Source organism: Streptomyces flavofungini (assembly GCF_030388665.1).
Taxonomy (GTDB): Bacteria; Actinomycetota; Actinomycetes; order Streptomycetales; family Streptomycetaceae; genus Streptomyces; species Streptomyces flavofungini_A.
Map to the genome: position 1 here is coordinate 5,584,445 of NZ_CP128846.1, position 23,546 is coordinate 5,607,990.

Genomic DNA, 23,546 nt, shown 5'->3' on the forward strand with positions numbered 1-23,546 from the left:
CACGCCGCCCCACCGTTGACACCCGCCCCGGGCGGTCCGACACTCCCGTGATGCGCACCACCGTCGCGATCATCGGAGCGGGCCCCGCGGGCCTCCTGCTCGCCCGTCTCCTGGACGCCGCGGGCATCGAGTCCGTCGTCCTGGAGAGCCGCGACCGCGCCCACGTGGAGCGGCGCCAGCGCGCCGGGATCCTGGAGCAGTCCACGGCCGACGCGCTGCGCGCGGCCGGGGCGGGCGCCCGCATGGACCGCGAGGGCCTGCGCCACACCGGCATCGAGCTGCGCTTCGAGGGCCGCAGGCACCGCGTCGACTTCTCCTGCCTCGCCGACGGCCGCGCGGTGACCGTCTACGCCCAGACGGAGGTGTGCAAGGACCTGATCGCCCTGCGGTTCCGCGGCGGCGGCCCGCTGCTCTTCGGGGCCGAGGCGCTCGCCGTGGAGGACGCGGACACCGACGCGCCCCGGGTGCGCTACCGCCACGAGGGCCGCGAGGGGGTCCTGGACTGCGCGTACGTCGCCGGGTGCGACGGCTACTGGGGTGTGTCCCGGGCCGCGGTGCCCGCCGCGCTCTCGCGGACGTACGAGCGCAGGTACCCCTACGCCTGGCTCGGGGTCCTCGCGGACGCGCCGCCCTCCCACGACGAGCTGGTCTACGCCCGCCACGACCGCGGCTTCGCCCTCCTGAGCATGCGCTCGCCCACGGTCTCCCGGCTCTACCTCCAGGTCCCCGAGGGCACCCGCGCCGCCGACTGGAGCGAACGGGCGATCTGGGACGAGCTGGACCTGCGCCTGGCCACCGACGACGGCTGGCACCTCACGCGCGGCCCGATCACGGCCACGTCCGTCACCCCGATGCGCTCCCACGTCCACGAGCCGATGCGGCACGGCCGGCTCTTCCTCGCCGGTGACGCCGCCCACATCGTGCCGCCCACCGGCGCCAAGGGCCTCAACCTCGCCGTGGGCGACGTCGTCACCCTCGCCCGCGCCCTGGTCGCCCACCACACCAGCGGCGACCCGACGGGCCTCGACGCGTACTCCGCGACCTGTCTGCGCCGGGTCTGGCAGGCCGAGCGGTTCGCGTACGCGATGACGGCCATGCTGCACCGCGACCCCGACGCCACCCCCTTCGACGACCGGCTCCAGCTGGCCCGGCTCGACCGGATCGCCACCTCGCGGGCGGCGGCGACGGACCTGGCCGAGAGCTACACGGGACTGCCGTTCGGCTGAACGGGGTCACCCGCGGGGGCCGGAACACCTGAGCCTCGGCGAGCGTTCCTCGTAACAGATGGGGAAAGATCCTCCCTGAGCACTAGGGCCGGATCTTTGCCAGCCCATTACTCTTGAACCAAAGCCACGCACGGTGGCCATGGAGGAGTGAGATGAGGAGCAGTAACCCGGTCTTCTCGCGACGGGGGTTCAGCCGCGACAACGGCTACGCCGGCTTCAACGCCCAGCCGCAGGCCGGGGGAGCCGCCGCCGTCGGGACGCAGGCCAATCCGTACGCGCAGGGCAACCCGTACGCGGGCGCGGGCCAGCAGGCCCCCGCCAACCCGTACGCCAACAACCCGTACGCCCAGCAGGACCTCCAGGGCGCCCCGCCCCAGTCCCCGGTGACCACCGGCCGCATGACGATGGACGACGTCGTCATGCGCACGGCCACCACGCTCGGCGTCCTCGTCGTCACGGCCGCGCTCGCCTGGGCGCTGCTGCCCGTGGACGACGCCAACATCAGCAAGTCCTACGGCATCGCGATCGGCGCCGGTCTCGTCGCGATGATCCTGGGCTTCGTGCAGGCCTTCAAGCGCAAGGCGTCGCCGCCGCTGATCCTGACGTACGCCGCCCTGGAGGGTGTCTTCCTCGGCGTCGTCTCCAGCGTCGTCGACAACCGCATCGCGAGCGGCGCGGCCATGCAGGCCGTGCTCGGCACGATGGCCGTCTTCCTCGGCGTCCTCGTGGCGTACAAGGCCGGCTGGATCCGCGTGAACCGCCGGTTCTACGGCTTCGTGATGGCGGCCGCCCTCGGCTTCATCCTGCTGATGGCGGTGAACCTGCTGTTCGCCGTGATCGGCGGCGGTGACGGCCTCGGCTTCCGCAGCGGTGGCCTCGGCATCATGTTCGGCATCATCGGCATCCTGCTCGGTGCCTGCTTCCTGGCCCTGGACTTCAAGCAGGTCGAGGACGGCATCGCGTACGGCGCCCCGCGCGAGGAGGCCTGGCTCGCCGCCTTCGGCCTCACGATGACGCTGGTGTGGATCTACATGGAGTTCCTGCGGCTCATCGCGATCCTGCAGGGCAACGACTGACGCCGCCCCCTGGGCGGCTGACGTCCTGAAGACGGCCGAAGGGCCCGCGGAATACCTTCCGCGGGCCCTTCGTCGTCTGCCGTTCGTCTGATGCTTGTCCTGCTGCCTGTCCTGATGTCTGTCTTCGCGGGGGAACGGGGGTCGGGGTCAGAGCAGTTTGCGCGCGGCACGACGGAGGTCGTACTCGTGGATGATCGCCTTGGCGTGGCCGTACGCGAGGTTGTGTGCGCCGCGGAGCCAGCTGACCTTCTCCTCGAAGCGGAAGAGAGAGGGGCCCTCGTCGACGGTGCGCAGCCAGTCGGAGACTTCACGACCTGTGCAGTGGGGGATTCGCGCGAGCAGATTTCGGTGGGTCTCCTCGGAGAAGACTTGGGACATCGGCGCCTCCGGACGCGTTCGATGTGGTCCGTCCTTCACGCCACCGTGCCTGAGCGTTCGGGTATTGGCAACAGTCCCCGCTCGACGCGTAGGGTCGCACAGTGCTCGATACGACGCCTTTGATCACGGCCGTTGACCGATTCGCGGACCGGCTGCGGGCCGCCCCGCAGTCCAGACTGCAGCGTGGGGCGGCGGCCGAAGCGCTCGAGCTCGCCAGGGAGTTGGCCCTGCGCACCCAGGTGCGGGAGGCGCCGGGCGAGGAACCGCGCCGGATGCCGGACGCCGGAATGTTCGCGGCGGCCGACCAGATCACCGTCGCGGGACGGGACTTGGCCCTGGTGCTCGCCGACGAGCGGGAACTCGCGGAGGCCGTGGAACTGGTGGAGCAGGCCCTCGGACGGGCCGGAATCTGACCGGAAACCGCTGTCGGACGCTCGCGGTCACCCAGCGGTGACGGCTCAGACGCTCGCGATCACACGGTCGGCCAGGATGTAGACGTTCTCCGCGCCGCACGCGAACGTCAGGGCGTACGCGCCCGAGACGCCGGAGCCGCCGAGCAGGACCGGGGCCTGGCCGTCGCGCAGTGCGGCGGCGAGCAGCTCCGCGGTCTCGCGGTGGCCCGGGGTCATGCAGAGCGTCGTGCCGTCCGTGAAGACGTAGACGTCCAGGGTGCCGAGGGGGCCGGGGCGCACGTCGGCGAGCGCCGTGCGGGCGTCGGCCAGCTCCTCCAGGCAGGCCACGGTGCGCTCGTGGTCGCCGTGCGCGCTGGACTGCACCGGCACGAAGTCGGGGTGGGAGGGGTGGCGGCGGCGGGCCGCGGCCAGCTCGGGGGAGTCCGCGGCGAACTCGTCCACGGCCCCCGCCGGGTCGGCGAAGGGCTCCACGACCGGCTCCAGGCTCTCCGCCTCCAGGCCCGCGAGATCGGCCTGGCGCGGCAGGAACAGCTCGTCCGCGATGCTCTCGGGCAGGCCGCTGAGGAGCGAGGGCGTGTCCGCGATGTCCCGCGCCTCCTGGGCGGCCCAGAACGCGCGCGCCTCGGCCAGCTCGCGCTCGCGCTCCTCGGCGAGGGCCTCGGCGACCGCCGCGCGTATCTCCTCGGTGTCCACGGCGGTACGTGCCGCGGGTACGGAGACGCGGCTGACGGCCGCGCCGCGGCTCTCGGCCAGCTCGGTGCGCAGCTCGGTGATCTGCTGCCGCAGGCCCCGCACGGTGTGCAGGGTCGCGGTGCCCACGGCCGTGGCAGCGGCCGCGGAGAGCAGCAAGGCAAGATGCATGGCGCTCACTGACGTACTCCCGGTTTCAAGTCGACCCCCGACTTCCTACATCAGCTTGAAGCCTGCACCATCCCGCTGTCAGTGCATTACGTCACGAATTGGACAGGACTTTCGGCCCGGTGTTTATTCGCGCATCCGTGCTGACCTGGGCAATTGCGCCTCCCCCAGGAGATTGGTCACATCCTGGGGGAGATTGGGTCACGAATGAGTGGAGGGGGCGAAGTGGCCGCTGTGTCCCGGCCCTTGAGACGAGCGGCCACTCAGGGTGCGGGTCCGGCCGCTCGCGGCGCCGGTCCCGGCGGGGCCGTGGACGGGCTCGGTCTCAGCTCAGGCGCTCGATGACCATCGCCATGCCCTGGCCGCCGCCGACGCACATCGTCTCCAGGCCGAACTGCTTGTCGTGGAACTGGAGGCTGTTGATCAGCGTGCCGGTGATGCGGGCGCCGGTCATGCCGAAGGGGTGGCCCACGGCGATGGCGCCGCCGTTGACGTTCAGCTTCTCCAGCGGGATGCCGAGGTCGCGGTAGGACGGGATGACCTGGGCGGCGAAGGCCTCGTTGATCTCGACCAGGTCGATGTCGCCGACGCCGAGCCCGGCGCGCTTGAGCGCCTGCTTGCTGGCCTCGACCGGGCCGAGGCCCATGATCTCCGGGGAGAGGCCGGAGACGCCGGTCGACACGATCCGGGCCAGCGGGGTCAGGCCGAGCTCGCGGGCCTTGGTGTCGCTCATGATCACCAGGGCGGCGGCGCCGTCGTTCAGGGGGCAGCAGTTGCCCGCGGTGACCAGGCCGTCGGGGCGGAACACCGGCTTGAGGCCCGCCACGCCCTCCAGGGTGACGCCCGCGCGCGGCCCGTCGTCCTTGCTGACGACCGTGCCGTCGGGCGTGGTGACCGGCGTGATCTCGCGCTCCCAGAAGCCGTTCTTCAGGGCCTCCTCGGCGAGGTTCTGGGACCGGACGCCGAACTCGTCCATGTCCTCGCGGGTGACGCCCTTCAGCCGGGCGAGGTTCTCGGCGGTCTGGCCCATCGCGATGTACGCGTCCGGGACCAGGCCGTCCTCGCGCGGGTCGTGCCAGTCGGTGCCGGTCTCCTGGGCGCGGGCCGCGGTGCGGGCCTCGGCGTCCGCGAAGAGCGGGTTGTGGGTGTCGGGCTGGCCGTCGCTGGTGCCCTTCACGGAGCGGGACACCATCTCCACGCCCGCCGAGATGAAGACGTCGCCCTCGCCGGCCTTGATGGCGTGCAGCGCCATCCGGGACGTCTGCAACGAGGAGGAGCAGTAGCGCGTGATGGTGCAGCCGGGGAGGTGGTCCATCCCCATCTGCACCGCGACGATCCGGCCGAGGTTGTGCCCCTGCTCGCCGCCGGGCAGGCCGCAGCCCAGCATCAGGTCGTCGATGTCCTTCGGGTCGAGCGCGGGCACCTTGGCGAGGGCCGCCTGGACGATCGTGGCGGTCAGGTCGTCCGGGCGCAGCTCCTTCAGGGAGCCCTTGAAGGCGCGGCCGATGGGGGAGCGGGCAGCGGAGACGATCACGGCTTCGGGCATCACGGGCTCCTACTGGCGGGGGCGCCCTGGGGGCAGGGCAGGACTCCCTGGGAAGTTACCTGCACGTATCGCTGTCGGTCACGGGGCGGGAGCTGTGACGCGGGCCGCATTTCTAAGCGGCTGCTCAGGTCGAGGCCTCGCGGGGCGCCCCAGTCCCGCCCCTTTCCCGAAACCGGGGCCGCGCCCCTGGACTCCGCTGTCGGCGCTCCGCGCCTCGTCCTCAAACGCCGGACGGGCTGAAATGCCCCCGGGGCGGGCTGGAAGCCGGCTCCACCGGCGAGAATTCTCAGCCCCTCCGGCGATTGAGGAGCGGGGTCTGGGGCGGAGCCCAGTTTCGGGCAGGGGCGGGACTGGGGCGCCCCCGCGAGGCCGCTACGGAATCGGCGACGGGTCCGGTTCCTGGATGCGGCGGCGGCGCCTGCGCTTGAGGAGGGCCCAGGGGCCACGGGGGCCCGTGGGCATGGCGCCGGTGACCTCCGTGCCGCCCTCGGAGGCGGCCTTGGCGGCGGCACGGGCCACGGGCAGGAAGCCCTCGCGGCGCGACACGTCGGGCCGCTCCTCCTCCGGCCACAGGCCGAGCGCGGCGCACAGCGTGGGCAGGACGGCCATCGCCGCGGTGGCGTACCCCTCCGCGGAGGGGTGGTAGTTGTCGGGACCGAACAGCTCCCGCGGGTTCGCCGCGAACTCGGGCCCGAGCAGATCGCCCAAGGACACCGTCCGGCCCCCCTGCTCCACCACCCCGATGGTCTGCGCGGCGGCGAGCTGCCGCGACACCCGCCGCGCCAGCCAGCGCAGCGGCTGGTAGACGGGCTCGATGGTCCCGAGGTCGGGACACGTCCCCACCACCACCTCCGCCCCGGCCGTCCGCAGCCTGCGCACCGCCGCCGAGAGCAGCCGCACGGAGCGGGTCGCCGGCATCCGGTGGGTGACGTCGTTCGCCCCGATCATCACCACGCACACATCGGGCACCCAGCCTGTCTCGTCGGACAGGACCAGCGACACCTGCCGCTCCAGGTCGTCGGACTGCGCCCCCGGCTGCGCCACCACCCGCACGTCCACCGGCCGCTCCGCCACCGCGGCCAGGCCCGAGGCGAGGAGCGCCGCCGGGGTCTGCTGCGCCCGGCGCACGCCCTGGCCCGCGGCCGTGGAGTCGCCGAGCACGGCGAACCGCAGCGGCTCCCCGCACTCGGAGCGCTCGGCGAACGCCGCCCCGTAGCGTCCGTTCGCCCGCGGCGGCGCCCCGTACCCGCCGTTGCCCACCGAACGCTTGGCCAGCTGCACCTCGGCGAGGACGACCCCGACCGTGGCCGCGCCGAGCAGCCCGATGCCTCCGCCGCCGTACGCCGCGCCCGCGGCGATGCGCCGCGCCACCCTCGCCCTCGACATGCTCCGCCGTCACCCCAGTCCAGTCGTGTGGAGCCCATTTCGTCCCGTACATCCAGTCATTGCCCCGTCGGACCGGGCGGCCAATCGCGAGCGGAGGTGAACGGGGGAGTCCGAGCCGTAGGCTGACGGGACCGAAAACCTCGTGCGGCGACCCCGGGCGCGAGCCGGTGGGGCCGTGCGACACCCGCGGCCCACGCGGCTCGTCCGTCACGGTGGGCGGCCACGACATCGCAGCCCGGATACCCCGGAAAAACGGAGACCACGGTGCATTTCCACGACTCGATGATCAGCCTCGTCGGCAACACCCCGCTGGTGCGGCTCAACAACGTGACCGCGGGCCTCAAGGCCACGGTCCTCGCCAAGGTCGAGTACTTCAACCCCGGCGGCTCCGTGAAGGACCGCATCGCGCTGCGCATGATCGAGGCGGCGGAGGCGAGCGGCGAGCTGCGCCCCGGCGGCACGATCGTCGAGCCGACCAGCGGCAACACCGGCGTCGGCCTTGCCATCGTGGCCCAGCAGAAGGGCTACAAGTGCGTCTTCGTGTGCCCGGACAAGGTGTCGACCGACAAGATCAACGTGCTGCGCGCGTACGGCGCCGAGGTGGTCGTCTGCCCGACCGCCGTCGACCCCGAGCACCCGGACTCGTACTACAACGTCTCGGACCGCCTCGTACGCGAGATCCCCGACGCCTGGAAGCCGGACCAGTACTCCAACCCGAACAATCCCCTCTCGCACTATCACTCCACCGGCCCCGAGCTGTGGGAGCAGACGGAGGGGAAGATCACCCACTTCGTCACCGGCATCGGCACCGGCGGCACGATCTCCGGTACCGGCGGGTACCTGAAGGAGATCTCCGGCGGCAAGGTCAAGGTCATCGGCGCCGACCCCGAGGGGTCCGTGTACTCCGGGGGCTCCGGGCGGCCCTACCTCGTCGAGGGCGTCGGTGAGGACTTCTGGCCGACGGCCTACGACCGGAACGTGACGGACGACATCGTCGCGGTCTCGGACAAGGACTCCTTCCAGATGACCCGGCGCCTGGCCAAGGAGGAGGGCCTGCTCGTCGGCGGCTCCTGCGGCATGGCGGTCGTGGCGGCGCTGCGCGTCGCGGAGGGCCTCGGCCCGGACGACGTGGTGGTCGTGCTGCTCCCGGACTCCGGCCGCGGCTACATGAGCAAGATCTTCAGCGACGAGTGGATGAACGACTACGGCTTCCTGGAGGAGGCCGGCGACCAGCCGCGCGTCGGCGACGTGCTGCGCCGCAAGGAGGGCGGCGAGCTGCCCTCCCTCGTCCACATGCACCCCGAGGAGACCGTCGGCGAGGCCATCGAGGTCCTGCGCGAGTACGGCGTCTCGCAGATGCCGATCGTCAAGCCCGGCGCGGGGCACCCGGACGTGATGGCCGCCGAGGTCATCGGCTCCGTCGTCGAGCGCGAGCTGCTCGACGCGCTGTTCGCCCAGCGGGCCTCGCTCGGCGACCCGCTGGAGAAGCACATGTCCGACCCGCTGCCACAGGTCGGCTCCGGCGAGCCCGTCGCCGACCTGATGTCGGTCCTCGGCTCCGCCGACGCCGCCATCGTCCTCGTCGAGGGCAAGCCCACGGGTGTGGTGAGCCGTCAGGACCTGCTCGCGTTCCTCGCGGAGCAGCAGGGGGCGTAGGCGTTCCTCGGGTGCGGGCGCGGCCGGCCGGTGCCGGTCGTGCCCGCACCCCGGCCGCGGGGGAGGGAACTTCGCGGAAGCGGTACGAAGGCGACACGTCCGCGCAGCACCCGCTTAACACGCGTACGGCACCTTGGTGGGTGTCGGCGTCAGGACTTCCGGAGCGGCTCCCGGACCTCCAGGACGCCTCGGACGCGGAGCCCGGCCCTGACCCGGCCCGCGTTCCTCGCGGGGACCGCCGTCGTCCCGCCCCCCGGGCCCGCCCTGGGGGTGCGGCGGTCCCCGCGCTACCCGCGCCCTCCATCCGGCCTCGGCCCTGCCGGGCCCCGGACAGGCCCTAGTCCGACCACTCGGATTTGCGGCCGCGGCGCAACGCCGACAGCAGGCCGGTGCCCCGGGCCGCGTGCACCGCGTTGACGCCCACGATGCCGAACCAGGTCACGAACAGGCCGGGGAGGTCCGCGTTGACCACGCCGATCGCGGAGAGCGGGATGGCGAGGATCAGGGAGACCACGCCGAAGCCGAAGCGCTCGCCCCAGGAGTCGACGCCGCTCGCGGGGTTGCGCGCGCCCCGGGCCATGATCATCTGCTGCTCGGCCAGGTGCCTGCGCATCTGGCGGTCGATCGTGCTGTCGAGGCGCTTCTCGACCTTTTCGAGGAACGAGTCGACGAGCGCGGACTCGTACTCTTCGCCGAGGTCCTTGCGCGCGTGCAAGGCGGCGTCGAGTTCCTTCTTGAGTTCGGCGTCACGAGGGGCTTCCATAGCCCATACGGTACGCAGCGTCGGCCCCGCGGGCAGTGGGGGTATCCCCCCTTTCCGCCCTGGGCCAGGCCCCCTGGGGTCCAGGTCAGGGCAGTACGCGCGCCAGGCCTGAGTCCAGGTCGAAGCGGGCGGCGAGGACCGTGGTGGGCCGGAACGCGGGGTCCGCGCGCAGCGTGTCCCGCATGCGCCGGGCGTGCGCGGCCACGGTGTGGTCGACCCAGTCCCCGGGCTCGTCCCGGCAGGCCCACGCGGACGGGACGATGCCCTCGACGAGCCGGGCGAGGTGGCCCGGCACCTGCTTGCCCGTCCGCAGCTGCTCGATCGTCGCCGCCACCGCCCCGCACCGCTCGTGCCCGAGGACGAGCAGCAGCGGAATGTGCAGCTCCGCCACCCCGAACTGGAGGGAGCCGAGCACCGCCTCGTCCAGGACCTCGCCCGCCGTGCGGATGACGAGGAGATCGCCGAGCCCCTGGTCGAAGACCAGCTCCGGCGGCACCCGGGAGTCGACGCAGGACAGGACCGTCGCGAACGGGTGCTGCTCTTGGGTGACCTCCAGGCGCCGCGCCCGGTCCTCGTGCGGATGGCGGGAGCGGCCCTTCGCCCAGCGCCGGTTGCCTTCGAGGAGGGCGGCGAGCGCCTGCTCGGCGGTGCCGGGGCGGGCACGGCCTGCCGCCGGGCGGGTGCTGGCGGGCGCCGCGGAGGCCACGGCGGTGGCGGAGGTGAGCACGGTGGCGGCCGTCGCCGTCAGGAAGGCCCGGCGGTTGGCCGGGGATCTGCGGGCGGTGGGGTCGGATCCGGGCGGGGTGGCGGGAGGTGTCGCCGGGGTGGCGGGAGGTATCGCCGGGGTGGTGGCGGGCATGACGCGTCCTTCGGGGTCCTGGGCGGGACCGCTCGCGCGGGGTCCTCGGCGGGGTCGCTCGGGCGGCGGGTGGCGTGCGGCGGTTCACCGTAATCAGCGCCCCCGGGGCATCAAGTGCCCTTGGTCCAGGCTTTGTTGATTTCGCGTCAGGTCATGGCGTGCCCGATACCGGCTCTTGAACCGGCGCCGGGGTCCCATGCGGCGCTCGCTCCGGGATGTGGGCCGTGTTCCGGCGCGCCACCGCCCGGTACAGGAGCGCGGGGACCGCGAGCCCCGCCATCCAGGAGATGTCCGCGCCCGCCATGGGGGTCCTCCCTGCTCCTTCAGGGCTTTTTTTGGGGGGGGGAGGGTCTGGGGTGGGGCCGCTTCTTCGTGATGCCGTGTTTCGGCGCTCAGTCGTTCGCCACGTCCTCGGGGTGAAGCGGCGCGGTTCGGTTGCCCGGCTGTATATCGTCATGCAGAGTTCTCGGTACCTGAATAGGTTGTCGATGCTCCGGCGTGAATCACTGGTGATGAGTGCTCGACGGGCCAGATGTGCGGTCCGGTTTGAGGAGGAAATGCGCGTGATGCCGTCTCATGTCGCGGACGCGGTGGCTGACGGAGGTTCCGGTTCCGGCGCGGTGTCCCCGGCCGTCGAGGTCGGCGGGGCCGCCGAGGCCCCCGTGGTCGTCCTCGACGGGCTCGGCCTGCCCGTCGCCGACGTCGTCCGCCTCGCCGACTCCGCCGCGCGGCCCGTCGCGGGCACCGACGCCCTCAAGCGCGTCGAGGAGTCCTGGCACGCGGCCCGCCGGATCGCCTCCTGGGGCCGCGTCTACGGCCGGTCCACCGGTGTCGGCGCCAACCGCACCGAGGACGTGCCCACCGAGGCCGCCGCCGACCACGGCCTGAGGCTCCTGCGCTCCCACGCGGGCGCCATCGGCGCCGAACTGCCCGCCCGCGAGGTCCGCGCCATGCTCGCCGTACGCGCCAACCAGCTCCTCGCGGGCGGCGCCGGACTGCGCCCGAGCGTCGTGACCGCGCTGTGCGAGGCCCTTGAGGCCGGGGCGTACCCGGTGGTCAACGAGTTCGGGTCCGTCGGCACCGGCGACATCGCCGCCCTGTCCCAGATGGGCCTCGCCCTCGCCGGTGAACACCCCTGGCGGGGCGCGGCCCCCCGCCCCCAGTCCCTGGACAACAACGACGCCCTCGCCCTGATCAGCAGCAACGCCCTCACTCTCGGCCAGTCCGCCCTCGCCCTGCACGAACTGCGCGGCCTCCTCGGCGCGACCCAGGTGGTGGCGGGCCTCTCCCTGCTCGCGGTGGACGGCTCCTACGAGGCGTACGCGCTGCCCGTCCACGAGGCGCGGCGGCACCCCGGCTCCTACGCCGTCGCCGAGCGCATGCGCCGCCTGCTCGGCGCCGCCGACCGCCCGACGCCGCCGCTCGGCCGGATCCAGGACCCGTACGGATTCCGCTGCGTCCCGCAGATCCACGGCCCCGCGCACGACGCCGCCGACGCCCTGGAGAACGTCCTGACCGTGGAGATCAACGCGGCCGCCGAGAATCCCCTGATCTCGCCCGCCGACCTGGCCGCCTACCACCACGGCGGCTTCTACATGGCCCAACTCGCCCTGTCCCTGGACCACTTCAGGCTCGCGGTGACCCAGGCCGCCCGGCTGTCCAGCTCCCGCCTGTCCACCCTCAACGAACCGGCGTTCACCCGCCTTCGCCCCTTCCTCGCCGACGCGGAACCCGCCTCGTCCGGGGTGATGATCCTGGAGTACGCGGCCGGTGCCGCCCTCGGCGACCTGCGGGCCTTCTCGGCCCCCGCCTCGCTCGGCCACGCGGTCCTGTCCCGGGGCGTCGAGGAGCAGGCGAGCTTCGCCTCCCTCGCGGCGCGCCAGACCCTGCGGGCGTGCGGCGCCTACCGGCTCGTGGTCGGGTGCGAACTGGTCGCCGCGGTACGGGCGTTGCGCCAGCGCGAGCTGCGCCTCGAGCCCGGGCTTCCGGTGGCGTGGGCGTACGAACTCGCCGCCGAGGTCCTTGATCAGGACACCGCGGACCGCCCGCTGACGGATGATGTGACGGCGGCGGCCGCCCTCCTCGACCGGTTCACGGAGCTGTGGGAGCACCTGGGCCGGGCGGACACGGGGGACGCGGGCGCCGACGAGGGGATCACGTGGACAGAGCGACGAGGTACGGCATGAGTGACAGTCCCGCGGCACGGCTTCAGGTGCTCTTCGAAGGGCACCGGCTCACGCCCACCCAGCGGCGCATCGCCCACTGCATGGTGCGGCGCGCCGCCGACGCGCCCTTCCTCTCCAGCGTCGAGCTCGCCGAACTCGCCGGCGTCAGCCAGCCGTCCGTGACCCGCTTCGCCGTCGCCCTCGGCTTCGACGGCTACCCCGCGCTCCGCCGCCACCTGCGGGAGGTCGCCCCCGCCGAGGCCGGTACGGACGCCGACCTCAACGAGTACCAGCAGGCCGTGCAAGCCGAGATCGAGAACCTCCGGCACCTGTCCGAACTCCTCGCCGACCCGGCGCCGGTGGAGCGGGCCGGACACGTCCTCGCCTCCTCCCGGCCGCTGCCCGTCCTCGGCCTGCGCGCCGCCGCGTCCCAGGCCTACGGCTTCTCCTACTTCGCCGCGAAGGTCCACCCCGACGTGCGCCTCCTCGACGAGGGCGGCTCCATGCTGACCGACCGCGTCGACGCGGCCGTGCGCGCCGGGGCCTCCGCGCTGCTCTGCTTCGCGCTGCCCCGCCACCCCCGCGAGGTCGTCGACGCCCTCGCCTACGCCCGGTCCGCCGGGCTGACCGTGGTCACCGTCGCCGACTCCGCGTTCGCGCCCGTCGCCGCGCACTCCGACCTCCTGCTGCCCGCCGCCGTCGGCACGGGGCTCGCCTTCGACACGGCGTGCGCGCCGATGCTGCTCGGGCGGGTGCTCCTCGAAGCCATGTGCGACGGGCTCCCGGACGCGCAGGCGCGCCTGGAGGAGTTCGACGTGGGGGCGGCGGAGCGGGGGCTGTTCGTCGAGTAGCGGCGGCTGTCCGTCGAGCAGTCGGGGAGCCGCCGGGCGGGCGGTACCGGGGCCCGGAGGCCGGGTCCGCCCGCCCGGGGCCGGTCAGACGTCCAGTCCCGACTCGATGCGCTTGAGCTGGTGCCGGGCCATGGCCAGGTTGGCCCTGCTCTTGTCGAGCGCCAGATAGAGGAACAGGCCGTTGTTGTTGCGCCCCTTGATGAGGCGGATGAGGTGGTACTGGGAGCCGAGCGAGATCAGGATGTCCTCGATCTCGTCCTTCAGGCCCAGCATCTCCATGGTGCGCAGCTTGGCGCGGACCACGTCCGTGTTGCCCGCGGCGGCCACGGACAGGTCCAGGTCCTTGCCGCCGCCGAGCGTGCCGAGCGCCATGCCGCTCGTGTAGTCGACCAGGGCGGCGCCGATGACGCCTTCGATCGACGCGCTCGCTTCTTTGAGTGCCGTCTCCGTGTTGGCCATGGGGGTTGCACTTCCTTTCCGTCTGGTGGATGCCCGTGACGAGGGCGATGAGGGTGTGGTGGGGGTCATGGCTCGGCGTCCTCCGTATCTCGGGTGCCGACGCCCCTTCCGGTCGCGGCGTCGACCAGCTCACCGATCAGAGCGCTGGAGCGGCGGCCTTCCAGGTGCAGTCGGCCCACGTTCACGCGGGGCTCGGCGAGCAGGGTGAGCACCGCTGTCGAACCCGCCGTGTACGTGGCCAGGTAGCCCTGTTCACCGCGGATCAGCAGTTCCCGGAAGCCGCCTTGATGGGTGGCCTCGGACAGCCGCAGCGCCACGCCGAGCGCTGCCGCGGTCAGCGCGCAGACGCCCTCCGCCTCGATGTCGGTGGTGTCCTGCGCGAGGACGAGCCCGTCGACGCTGGCGGTCAGGGCCCCCCTGAGCTGAGGGATCCGGGTGCGCAGCCGTCTCAGTTCACCGAGTACGTCGGCTTCGGCAGCCATGAGTTGTCTCCTCCCGGCGCGCCTCCAGGGCACGGTGAACTTCATGGGACCGAGGGTTCGGTCCGGCGGGCGGTGCGGAGCGTCACAGGTGTGCCTCCAACGCGTCGCGGAGTCGGCGCAGCAGGGCGATGTCCGGCTCGGCGCAGTCGAGCGAGGCGGGCAGCGGGGACAGCGGGAGGGCCGGGGCCGGGTCCGGGGCCTGCGGGGTCTCCACGAGTCCGGCGGCGGCCATGCGTCTGATCTCGACCAGGGTGTGGAACGTGGGTCGGCCGAGGGCCCAGGCGATGGCCGTCGGCGTGCGGATCCCGTCGGCGAGGCGCAGCACGGCGTGCTGGCGCCCCGTGACCGTCTGGCCGGGCGCCGGCGGTCGGGGAACGACCGGGGCGGTGTCCACGTCGGGGCAGGGCCAGACGCTGTCGAGGAGCGCCCTGCGCCGCCGCGCCTCCCGCTCCACGGCGGCGGCGGGCACCGGCCGCACCTGGCCGAACCAGTGCGTGACGCCGTACCGGAAATGGGTGGGCCCGCTCGCCGGACCGAGCACGAAGAACGCGGCGTCGAACAGCGCGCCGAGGTGGCACAGCTCCAGCTCGCCCGCGGCCACCCGGCCGCTGCCGACCAGGTCCCGGCCCACCTCGTGCCGGGCCCCGGCCCGGGTCAGGGCGTCCTGCCAGCCCTGCGCGGGCAGTGTGCCGCCGACCGTGAGCAGCACGTCGAGGCCGGGCGCCGAAGGGCTCTCGGCGTGCACGACGTGCCCCTCCGCGAGGTAGAGGACGCCCTGGTCGCGCAGGAACGCGCCGGTGGCCCGCTCGTCGGCCAGGCGCATCAGCATCGGGAAGGCGGCGGTCGCGACCGCCGGTGCCCGCTCCGGCGCGCTCGTCCGCACGGCCGTCACACCAGCACCAGCCGCTCGGACAGGTCCCGCAGCCGGATGCGCGCGAGGGCGAGGTTGCCGGTGTCCCGGTCGAGCCAGAGGTACAGGAAGACGCTGCTGTCGAAGGTCGTCTCCACGAAGCGGATCACGTGGAAGCCGTTCCTCGTGCTGAGCAGGAGGTCCTCGACCGGGAGCCGCTTGGTGGGCGGGTTCTCGCCGGGGAAGCCCGCGTCGAGGTCCACGAACGCCCGGTACTCGGCCGCCGAGCGTGCCACCTCGGCGGTCTCCGCGGCGGTGGCCTCGTGGTCCTTGTTGGGCGAATCGCCGACCGAACCAAGGGCGAGCCCGCTGGTCCAGTCGACGATCGCTGCACCGCGCGCGCCGGGCAGTGTCATCGCCTCGAGCAGACACTCGTCGATTCCGGGCACGCGGCTTCCCCTTCCCCAGGGTGGAACAGGGGTGGCCCCCACCACCCCACCGGGAGGCCCCAGCCGCCCGGTGGGAGGAAAGTACGCAGCGAAGTCGAAGTGCCGTGTGGAATGGGCATTTCCCTGGGGAACATGCCCAAGCCCGACAAGATCGGTTCGGCGGGTGTTTCGGGAACGGCTAGCCGCTGATCGGATGTATCGGGCAAGTGATCGAGCCGTCCCTCTGGCCGGTGGCTCAGTCCTCGTCGCGGACCCGCAGCACCACCTTGTTCACCGCCCACAGGCCGATGCCGATCGCCAGCAGCACCCCGGCGCGGATGTAGACGTCCGCGGCGCGGTCCGCCAGTGGGCTCGCCAGGATCAGCGCGGTGATCGCGCCGAGGACCGGCAGGGCGGTGGGGGCGCGGAAGTGCGGGTGGTCCACCGGGTCGCGGCGCAGGACGAGGACGGCGACGTTGACGACGGCGAACACGCACAGGAGCAGGAACGCGGTCGTGTCGCCGAGGCCCTCGATCTCGCCCGTCGTCACCAGGCCGACGGCCAGGAGCGAGACGAAGACGATGCCCACGATCGGGGTGCGCCGCCGGGGCAGGACGCGGCTCATGGCGCGCGGCAGGATGCGTTCGTTGGCCATGCCGTAGCAGAGCCGGGAGGCCATCATGATGTTGATGAGGGCCGAGTTGGTGACCGCGAACAGGGCGATCAGGGCGAAGAGTTTGTGCGGGAAGTCGACGCCTCCGGCCTTCACCACTTCGAGCAGCGGCCCGCTGGAGCCCGACAGGGTCTCGTAGTCGACGACGAGCGACGAGACGAGGGCGACCAGGACGTAGATCGTGCCGGTGACGGCGACACCGATGAAGATCGCCTTGGGGAACGTGCGCGTCGGGTCCTTCGTCTCCTCGGCCATGTTCACCGAGTCCTCGAAGCCCACGAAGGCGAAGAAGCCGAGCGCGGTCGCTCCCAGTACGCCGGTGAGCAGGGCGTACCCGGTGCCGTCCGCCTCGAACTCGGTGAGCCTCGCCGGCTCCCCGTCCCCGCTGAACACCGCCCACGCGCCGATCGAGAGGATGATCAGCAGGCCGGTCAGCTCGACCACGGTCAGCACGACGTTGGTCTTCACGGACTCCGAGACGCCGCGCAGGTTCAGCGCCGCGAGGACCAGGATGAACGTGATCGCCACGAGCGTCGGCGGCAGCGCGTCCCCGGTCAGCTCGCTCAGGTAGTCGCCGCTGAAGGCGCGGGCCGCCGCGCTCGCCGACGCGAGGCCCGACGCCATCACCATGAACGCGATGATGAAGGTGAGGAAGGGGACCTTGAACGCCTTCTGGGTGTAGAGCGCGGCCCCGGCCGCCTTCGGGTACTTGCCGACCAGCTCCACGTACGACGCGGCCGTCAGGATCGCCACGACGAACCCGATCGCGAACGGCAGCCACAGCGCGCCGCCGACCTTTCCCGCGACCTTGCCGGTGGTGGCGTAGATGCCGGTGCCGAGGATGTCGCCGATCACGAAGAGGATGAGCAGCTTGGGGCCGAGCACCCGCTTCAGGCCCGGGTCCTCGGGCTCCGCCGGTCTTGTGGTGCCGCTGGTTCCTGACGTCGTCACAGGAGCCTCCCCCGAGGGTGACGGGTGTGCCGTTTCCGGTTGGGAAGGATCTTCTTCCCGGTGGAGGGACCGGTGAAGCGGGAGTTCGACAACAACCCGCCGTCGGCTCACCCGGATCAGGCGGCGTCGGGGGCGGCGTCCGCATCGTCGTCGGTCAGGGACAGGGCGGCGGCGGACACGTTCATGGGCGCTCCTCGACGATGAAGAGGATCACGAGGAACACGAAGATCACTGGGATCACGGGGAACACGACGATGACGAGGTTCACGGGGACGGCCGGCAGCGGGGTCAGGACGTCGGCACGTCGAGCTGGAACTCACGCGTGCGCCGGTGGGGGCGAAAGCCCAGGGCGTGGTTGACCGCCAGCATGTGGACGTTGTCGTCGGCGTTGTCCGTCTCGATCTCGGTGACGTCGGGGTGCTCGGCGCGCAGTCGGCGCAGCATGGCGGCCTTGACCCACAACCCGAGCCCGTGGCCCCGGTGTTCGGGCACGACCGCCGTGTCGTACTGCTGGACCCGGGGCGGCGCGCCCCGGGGGATCAGGATCTCGGTGTAGCCGGCCATGGTGCCGTCGTCGTGGAGGGCGGCGATCGTCAGGAGGGTGTCCCCGCGGTCGGCCACCACCTTCGCCATCGCGTGGACGCGGGCGGTGTCCCAGGCGACGCTGCCGAAGTCCAGGTCGCCGACGGGCATGTCGTTCATCGCGTTCTTGGCCGCGGCGAACGCGTCGGCGAGGTCGTCGGGAACCGCGCCGGTCCAGCCGGTGAGGCGGTAGCCGGGGTGCTCGGCGTCGGCGAGCTTCACCAGGTCGGCCTCGGCCACGTCGTCGAGGCGCAGCAGCAGGTGGTCCAGGGTCAACGCCCGGCGGAAGCCCCGCTGTTCGCAGAAGGCCTCGCCGGGCCCCGCGGCCGCGGCTTCGACGATCAGGCTGCGCCGGCCCTCGGCGCGGCAGGCCGCCACGACCGCCGCGAGGAGGCGGGAGCCGGTGCCGAGGCGCCGGTGCGCGGGGTCCACGTGGAGTTCGAGCTCGGCCAGGTGGTCGCGCCCCGGGGACGCGAAGAGGCGCAGGCCCGCGACGCCGACCGGCACGCCGTCCGCCCCCGCGGCCAGCCACGTCAGCCGGTGGCTGTCCAGGGCGGGCTTGGTGAGCCGGGCGAGGGTCTGCTCGGGGTCGGGCGGCAGCACGCCGGGCAGGTCGTGGGCCGTGGAGGCGGCGACGATCCGGTGCCAGGCGGCCGCGTCGGCGGCCGTGACCTCGGGGAGCGGGCGGAGGATGGCGGGCTCGGACAAGGTGAGGACTCCCGGGACGAGTGGTCGAAAGCGGTTCAAGGGGGAGAGGGCCGAGGAGGGGCGGGGCGGGTGCGTGTCAGGTCGCGGTGCCCGCGCTCCAGCGGTCCAGCAGGGCGTACGCCGGGGCCCACCGGGTGAGGTACGCGGCGTACTCGGACGCGGGCAGCGGAGCGAGGAGCGTGGCCACGGTCGGCTCGTCGGCGCCGTCGAGCAGCCACGGCAGCAGTAAGGGCGCGTCCCGGCCGATCCGCCGGGCCTGGACCCGGCCGAAGCGGTCCCACTGCTCGGCCGTCAACGCCCGCAGGAGCAGCGGCAGGGCCGCGTCCTCCCTGTGCGCGAGGTGCCCGGCGAGTCCGCCGGCCAGGGCGTCGGTCAGCTGGCCGAGGCGCAGCGCGTCGGCCCCCGGGTCGGCCAGCGTCGCGTCGATGGCCTCGACGACCGGGGCGATGGCGGCGTGTTCGGCCTCCATCACCGCCAGGACCACCAGGTCCCGCGGGCGTCCGGTCAGCCGGTGGCGCAGCGGCGGCCACAGCGCTTCGTCCGCCGCGGACTGGTGGGCGTGCAGCGCCTTCTTCAGGAGCTGCCATCCGGGGGCGGTCGCGAGGACGTGCCGGGGGTCGTGGTGCGCGCTGGTGGTGACCCGGTCCAGATGGGCCAGCTCCCGGCGCAGGGCGTCGTGCATCGCGTACAGCGCGGCCGGACCGGTCGCGTCGCTCACGGCCGGTACAGGGGGCTTCGTACGCGTACTCGCATGCCCACCACCCTCGTGCGGCCCGCACGTATGATCAAGGCGAATTTTCGCGGCGTCCGATAACCGCTGGGTTATCGCCGTGACACCGAGGGCTTGGGGCTGGGGGGCCGGTGGAGCTGCGGGACATCGAGATCTTCCTGGTCCTCGCCGAGGAGCTGCACTTCGGCCGGACCGCGCAGCGGCTGCACGTGTCCCAGGCGCGGGTCAGCCAGGCCATCAAGAAGCAGGAGCGGCGCATCGGCGCCGAGCTGTTCACGCGCAGCAGCCGCGCGGTGTCCCTGACGGAGGTCGGCCGGCAGTTCCGCGACGACCTGCAGCCGGTCTACGCGGGCCTGCACCAGTCCCTGGAGCGCGCCCGGTTGGCCGCCCGCGGCGTCACGGCGCAGCTCCGCGTCAGCATGCTGCCCTTCAACCTCGTCGATCTGCACCCCTATTGGAAGGCGTTCCGCGCGCGGCACCCGCAGTGGGGCCTGCAGATCCGGCAGACCACCTTCACCGACGTGTTCGGCCAGCTCCGCAGCGGTGCCATGGACGTCGTGGTGGCCTGGCTGCCGGTACAGGAGCCGGACTTCACCGTCGGTCCGACGCTGTGCACCGACTCCCGGATCCTGGCCGTGGCCGCCGACCACCCGCTCGCCGGGCGGGACTCGGTGCCCCTGGAGCTGCTGGCGGACTTCCCGCACGGCACCGCCATCGGCCTGCCGGACTACTGGGAGGAGAGCTATCTGCCCTTCCACACCCCGCGGGGCCGGACGATCGAGCGCGTCGCACCCGCGGACAACGCCGACGAGCTGATCGGCATGGTCGGCATGGGCGAGATCGTGCAGAGCTTCCCCGGCCACGTCTCCCGGTACTGGGGCTTGTCGCACATCCGCTATCTGCCGGTCCCCGACCTGTCGTCCCTGACCTACGCCCTGGTCTGGCGGACCGAGGCCGAGAACGACCTCGTGCGCGCGCTGGCCGCCACGGTGCGCGACCTCGGCGTGTGCCGCTTCTGATCCCGCTGCGCCCCGCGCTCTCAGAGCTCGCGCAGCGCGTCCCGGGCCCCGCCGCCCGCCTCGGCGACGATCTCCTCGACGCGCTGTTGCTCGCGCACCACCGAGAACCGCACGGCTCCGCCCTCCTCCCGGGAGTCCGCCGCGAAGCCGTGGATCGCGGGCCTGGCGAGGCTGTTGTACGAGTAGTGGTGGGCGAAGTAGTACGCGCCGGTGTCGAGCACCGCCACGTGGTCGCCCTGTTCGAGGGGCGGCAGCTCCCGGTCCCTGGCGATCAGGTCGCCCGCGAAGCAGGCCGGGCCCGCGATGTCCTGGCCGGCGCCGGGGCCCGACTTGGGGCGCCCCTTCGCGTCGTACGCGGCGACCCGCAGCGGCCAGGACTCGGGCGCGTACACCGTGCGCGTCGCCACCTGCACGCCCGCGTGCGTCAGCGCGATGCCGCGCCCGCCCGCCGACTTCACGTACTCCACGCGCGCGAGCAGCGTCCCGTGCTTGGCGAGCAGCGAGCGGCCGAACTCGGTGACCAGGCCGTAGCGCCCGCTGAACAGGCCGGGGACCTCGCGGGCGAGGAGGCGGGCGTAGTCGGCGTGGGTGGGCGTCTGCTCGTCCGAGGCGAAGTTGACGGGCAGGCCGCCGCCGATGTCGAGGGTGTCGACCTGGCGGCGGCCCGCGCGCGTGTTGATCTCCTCGGCGAGCGCGTACGCGGCCGCGACACCACCGGCCATCAGCTCCAGGGGCATGCCCTGCGACCCGGAGTGCGTGTGCAGGCAGGTCAGCCAGGGCCGGTCCAGATACGCGCGGACGACCCACTCCCGGGCGCCCTCGTCCCGCAGCGGCACCCCGAACTTGGAGGTCGCGGTGGCTGTGGACAGGGCCTCGATCGCGCCGCCGCCGACCTGCGGGTTCACCCGGATCCCGAGGGGCGAGCGGGTCGGGGCGGACTGGACGAGGGCGTCGATGCGGGCCAGTTCCTGCGGGTTGTCGGCGTTGACGGCGATGCCGAGGGCGAGGGCCTCGCGCAGCTCGGCCGGGGTCTTGGCGGGGGAGTCGAGGACGGTGTGCGCGGGCGGCATCCCGGCGGCGCGGGCCAGGGCCAGCTCGCCCGGGCTCGCCACCTCCGCCCCGATCCCGGCGTCGTGCAGCAGCCGCAGGACCGGGACCAGCGGGGTCGCCTTCACGGCGAAGGCGTGCAGGATCCGGGTGCCCGGCGCGCTGACCTCGGCGAACGCGGCGTGCAGGGCGGCGGCGCCCGCCCGGATCCCGGCGACGTCGAGGAGCCCGGTGAGGGGGGCGGCGGGGCCGACGAGCCCCTGCTCGACGGCGGCGCGGATCGCCTGGTCGCGGCGGTCGCCGACGGGGGCGTCCCGAGGTGCGGGGGCGCCGTGGGGCGGGGCCTGCCCGAGGACGCGCGTGAACTGATCGGTTTCGGCTGCGTCCGACGGCCGGGCTGCCGTGCCGTCCGCGCCGCCCTGGTCGCCCTTGCCGTCGATCCTGTCGTCCCTGTCGTCGAGGCCCATGTGATCCAGACAATCACCCGTGCGCCGCCACCGCTGCCCCGCTGCGCTATTGACTAGGTCTATTCACGACCCCAGGATGTGAATATCAACGTCACAGCGTCGAGGAGGCACCGCCATGTCAGTCCCGCCCGTCTCCCACCACCGCCCCCAGTCGGGGCCCTACGGGCCGCCCTCTTCGCCTCGCCCCGTACGGGCCCCGCGCGGTACGGAACTGAGCGCCCTGGGATGGCAGCAGGAAGCCGCCCTCCGGATGCTCCAGAACAACCTCGACCCCGAGGTCGCGGAGCACCCCGACAAGCTCGTCGTCTACGGCGGCACCGGCAAGGCGGCCCGCGACTGGCGCTCCTTCGACGCGATGGTGCGCACCCTGAAGACCCTCAAGCAGGACGAGACGATGCTCGTCCAGTCCGGCCGCCCCGTCGGCGTCATGCAGACCCACGAGTGGGCGCCCCGCGTGCTCATCGCCAACTCCAACCTGGTCGGCGACTGGGCGAACTGGGAGGAGTTCCGCCGCCTGGAGGCGCTCGGCCTCACCATGTACGGCCAGATGACGGCCGGTTCCTGGATCTACATCGGCACCCAGGGCATCCTTCAGGGCACGTACGAGACCTTCGCCGCCGTCGCCGCGAAGCTGCATTCGATGGGTAAAGGGGTCGACGGCACGCTCGCCGGGACCATCACCCTCACCGCCGGACTCGGCGGCATGGGCGGCGCCCAGCCGCTCGCCGTCACGATGAACGACGGCGTCGCGATCTGTATCGACGTCGACCCGCGCGCCATCGAACGCCGCATCGAGCACCGCTACCTGGACGTGCGGGCCGACTCCCTGGAGCACGCCCTCCAGCTCGCCGTCGAGGCCCGCGACGCCCGCCGCCCGCTCTCCATCGGCCTGCTCGGCAACGCCGCCGACCTGCTGCCGCGGATGCTCGCCGAGGGCGCCCCGATCGACATCGTGACGGACCAGACGTCCGCCCACGACCCGCTGGCCTACCTGCCCTCGGGGGTCGACTTCGACGACATGGCGACGGCGGCCGAGAAGGACCCGGCGGGCTTCACCCGGCGTGCCCGCGAGTCCATGGCCAAGCACGTCGAGGCCATGGTCGGCTTCATGGACGCGGGCGCCGAGGTCTTCGACTACGGCAACTCCATCCGCGGCGAGGCGCAACTCGCCGGCTACGACCGGGCGTTCGCGTTCCCCGGCTTCGTGCCCGCCTACATCCGCCCCCTCTTCTGCGAGGGCAAGGGCCCGTTCCGCTGGGCGGCCCTCTCCGGCGAGGCCTCCGACATCCACAAGACCGACAAGGCGATCCTCGACCTCTTCCCCGAGAACGAGTCTCTGCACCGCTGGATCAAGATGGCCGGCGAGCGCGTCCACTTCCAGGGCCTGCCCGCCCGCATCTGCTGGCTCGGCTACGGCGAGCGCGACCGGGCCGGCGAGCGCTTCAACGACATGGTGGCCTCCGGCGAGCTCCAGGCCCCCCTCGCCATCGGCCGCGACCACCTCGACTGCGGCTCCGTCGCCTCGCCCTACCGCGAGACCGAGTCCATGCTCGACGGCTCCGACGCGATCGCCGACTGGCCCCTCCTCAACGCCATGGTCAACGTCGCGTCCGGCGCCTCCTGGGTCTCCCTCCACCACGGCGGCGGCGTCGGCATGGGCCGCTCCCTCCACGCGGGCCAGGTGTCCGTGGCCGACGGCACGAAGCTCGCCGGCGAGAAGGTGCGGCGCGTCCTGACGAACGACCCCGGCATGGGGGTCATCCGTCACGTCGACGCGGGGTACGACATCGCGGAGTCGGTGGCGGACGAGCGGGGCGTACGGGTTCCCATGCGGGAGGGCAAGTGACCGCCGATCGGCCTGCGGCCTCGTCCTCAAGCGCCGGACGGGCTGATTCCGCACCCGCCCGCCCTTCCCGGGGCGGAGCCCCGGTTTCGGGAAGGGGCGGGATCGGGGAGCCCCCGGCAGGGCCCAC

22 protein-coding genes are annotated in these 23,546 nt (G+C 72.9%); 8 read left to right on the plus strand and 14 right to left on the minus strand.

The annotated features are described in order from the left end of the window. The first annotated feature begins 50 nt into the window (after nucleotides 1-50). Both QUY26_RS23695 and QUY26_RS23700 read left to right on the plus strand, forming a co-directional pair. The gene (locus tag QUY26_RS23695; protein ID WP_289949923.1) at nucleotides 51-1,226 is read left to right on the plus strand and encodes a 4-hydroxybenzoate 3-monooxygenase; all 1,176 of its coding nucleotides are present in this window, start codon (nucleotides 51-53) and stop codon (nucleotides 1,224-1,226) included. A 152-nt stretch (nucleotides 1,227-1,378) separates the two neighbouring features. After that, nucleotides 1,379-2,302, plus strand: a complete 924-nt coding sequence (locus QUY26_RS23700; protein ID WP_289949924.1) for a Bax inhibitor-1/YccA family protein — start codon at nucleotides 1,379-1,381, stop codon at nucleotides 2,300-2,302. A 147-nt stretch (nucleotides 2,303-2,449) separates the two neighbouring features. Here the strand turns inward: QUY26_RS23700 and QUY26_RS23705 are convergent, their stop codons facing one another. After that, entirely contained in the window at nucleotides 2,450-2,680 is a 231-nt protein-coding gene (locus QUY26_RS23705; protein WP_289949927.1) for a DUF4287 domain-containing protein, read from the minus strand. Nucleotides 2,681-2,781: 101 nt separating this feature from the next. Here QUY26_RS23705 and QUY26_RS23710 point away from each other — a divergent pair, with 101 nt between their 5' ends. Further along, nucleotides 2,782-3,093 (plus strand): hypothetical protein, encoded by a 312-nt coding sequence (locus tag QUY26_RS23710; protein WP_289949930.1) that lies wholly within the window; start codon nucleotides 2,782-2,784, stop codon nucleotides 3,091-3,093. A 45-nt stretch (nucleotides 3,094-3,138) separates the two neighbouring features. Here QUY26_RS23710 and QUY26_RS23715 read toward each other — a convergent pair whose 3' ends face one another. The 3 genes from QUY26_RS23715 to QUY26_RS23725 form a co-directional block, all read right to left on the minus strand. Further along, on the minus strand, nucleotides 3,139-3,954 hold the full coding sequence (locus tag QUY26_RS23715) for a hypothetical protein (protein WP_289949934.1): 816 nt from the start codon (nucleotides 3,952-3,954) through the stop codon (nucleotides 3,139-3,141). A 322-nt stretch (nucleotides 3,955-4,276) separates the two neighbouring features. Next, nucleotides 4,277-5,497, minus strand: coding sequence for an acetyl-CoA C-acetyltransferase (locus QUY26_RS23720; protein ID WP_289949936.1), 1,221 nt, complete (start codon nucleotides 5,495-5,497; stop codon nucleotides 4,277-4,279). 372 nt (nucleotides 5,498-5,869) lie between these two features. Beyond that, nucleotides 5,870-6,883: an SGNH/GDSL hydrolase family protein gene (locus QUY26_RS23725; RefSeq protein ID WP_289949938.1), complete on the minus strand. Its 1,014-nt coding sequence runs from the start codon at nucleotides 6,881-6,883 to the stop codon at nucleotides 5,870-5,872. 264 nt (nucleotides 6,884-7,147) lie between these two features. Here QUY26_RS23725 and QUY26_RS23730 point away from each other — a divergent pair, with 264 nt between their 5' ends. Continuing rightward, nucleotides 7,148-8,539, plus strand: coding sequence for a cystathionine beta-synthase (locus QUY26_RS23730; RefSeq protein ID WP_289949939.1), 1,392 nt, complete (start codon nucleotides 7,148-7,150; stop codon nucleotides 8,537-8,539). 337 nt (nucleotides 8,540-8,876) lie between these two features. Here the strand turns inward: QUY26_RS23730 and QUY26_RS23735 are convergent, their stop codons facing one another. Further along, nucleotides 8,877-9,302: a hypothetical protein gene (locus QUY26_RS23735; protein ID WP_289949942.1), complete on the minus strand. Its 426-nt coding sequence runs from the start codon at nucleotides 9,300-9,302 to the stop codon at nucleotides 8,877-8,879. An 85-nt stretch (nucleotides 9,303-9,387) separates the two neighbouring features. Beyond that, nucleotides 9,388-10,161 carry a carbonic anhydrase gene (locus QUY26_RS23740; protein ID WP_289949943.1) on the minus strand — a complete coding sequence of 258 codons (774 nt, stop codon included), beginning with the start codon at nucleotides 10,159-10,161 and terminating at the stop codon, nucleotides 9,388-9,390. Nucleotides 10,162-10,727: 566 nt separating this feature from the next. Here QUY26_RS23740 and QUY26_RS23750 point away from each other — a divergent pair. Both QUY26_RS23750 and QUY26_RS23755 read left to right on the plus strand, forming a co-directional pair. Continuing rightward, a complete protein-coding gene (locus tag QUY26_RS23750) occupies nucleotides 10,728-12,347 on the plus strand; it encodes an aromatic amino acid ammonia-lyase (protein ID WP_289949947.1) in 1,620 nt (539 codons plus the stop codon). Further along, nucleotides 12,344-13,177, plus strand: a complete 834-nt coding sequence (locus QUY26_RS23755; protein ID WP_289949949.1) for a MurR/RpiR family transcriptional regulator — start codon at nucleotides 12,344-12,346, stop codon at nucleotides 13,175-13,177. The genes QUY26_RS23750 and QUY26_RS23755 overlap by 4 nt, the downstream gene beginning before the upstream one ends. A gap of 84 nt (nucleotides 13,178-13,261) precedes the next feature. On the opposite strand, the gene QUY26_RS23760 is transcribed toward QUY26_RS23755, so the two are convergent. From QUY26_RS23760 to QUY26_RS23790, 7 genes are all read right to left on the minus strand, one after another. Further along, nucleotides 13,262-13,636, minus strand: coding sequence for a hypothetical protein (locus QUY26_RS23760; RefSeq protein WP_289949951.1), 375 nt, complete (start codon nucleotides 13,634-13,636; stop codon nucleotides 13,262-13,264). Between the two features lie 65 nt (nucleotides 13,637-13,701). Next, nucleotides 13,702-14,118, minus strand: coding sequence for a roadblock/LC7 domain-containing protein (locus QUY26_RS23765; RefSeq protein WP_289949953.1), 417 nt, complete (start codon nucleotides 14,116-14,118; stop codon nucleotides 13,702-13,704). Between the two features lie 82 nt (nucleotides 14,119-14,200). After that, a complete protein-coding gene (locus QUY26_RS23770; RefSeq protein ID WP_289955961.1) occupies nucleotides 14,201-14,947 on the minus strand; it encodes a transcriptional regulator in 747 nt (248 codons plus the stop codon). Nucleotides 14,948-15,006: 59 nt separating this feature from the next. Next, complete coding sequence (locus tag QUY26_RS23775) at nucleotides 15,007-15,417, minus strand: hypothetical protein (RefSeq protein WP_289949955.1); 411 nt, start codon at nucleotides 15,415-15,417, stop codon at nucleotides 15,007-15,009. A 235-nt stretch (nucleotides 15,418-15,652) separates the two neighbouring features. Next, the gene (locus QUY26_RS23780; protein WP_289949956.1) at nucleotides 15,653-17,020 is read right to left on the minus strand and encodes an APC family permease; all 1,368 of its coding nucleotides are present in this window, start codon (nucleotides 17,018-17,020) and stop codon (nucleotides 15,653-15,655) included. Between the two features lie 288 nt (nucleotides 17,021-17,308). Further along, the gene (locus QUY26_RS23785; RefSeq protein WP_289949958.1) at nucleotides 17,309-18,310 is read right to left on the minus strand and encodes a GNAT family N-acetyltransferase; all 1,002 of its coding nucleotides are present in this window, start codon (nucleotides 18,308-18,310) and stop codon (nucleotides 17,309-17,311) included. 76 nt (nucleotides 18,311-18,386) lie between these two features. Beyond that, nucleotides 18,387-19,028, minus strand: coding sequence for a hemerythrin domain-containing protein (locus tag QUY26_RS23790; protein ID WP_289949960.1), 642 nt, complete (start codon nucleotides 19,026-19,028; stop codon nucleotides 18,387-18,389). 143 nt (nucleotides 19,029-19,171) lie between these two features. Between QUY26_RS23790 and QUY26_RS23795 the strand changes: the two genes are divergently transcribed. Further along, nucleotides 19,172-20,059: a LysR family transcriptional regulator gene (locus QUY26_RS23795; protein ID WP_289949962.1), complete on the plus strand. Its 888-nt coding sequence runs from the start codon at nucleotides 19,172-19,174 to the stop codon at nucleotides 20,057-20,059. 20 nt (nucleotides 20,060-20,079) lie between these two features. Here the strand turns inward: QUY26_RS23795 and QUY26_RS23800 are convergent, their stop codons facing one another. Further along, entirely contained in the window at nucleotides 20,080-21,573 is a 1,494-nt protein-coding gene (locus QUY26_RS23800; protein WP_289949964.1) for a diaminopimelate decarboxylase, read from the minus strand. 115 nt (nucleotides 21,574-21,688) lie between these two features. On the opposite strand from QUY26_RS23800, the gene hutU reads away from it, so the two are divergent. Continuing rightward, nucleotides 21,689-23,419 (plus strand): urocanate hydratase, encoded by a 1,731-nt coding sequence (gene hutU, locus QUY26_RS23805; protein WP_289949966.1) that lies wholly within the window; start codon nucleotides 21,689-21,691, stop codon nucleotides 23,417-23,419. The last annotated feature ends 127 nt before the right edge of the window (nucleotides 23,420-23,546 follow it).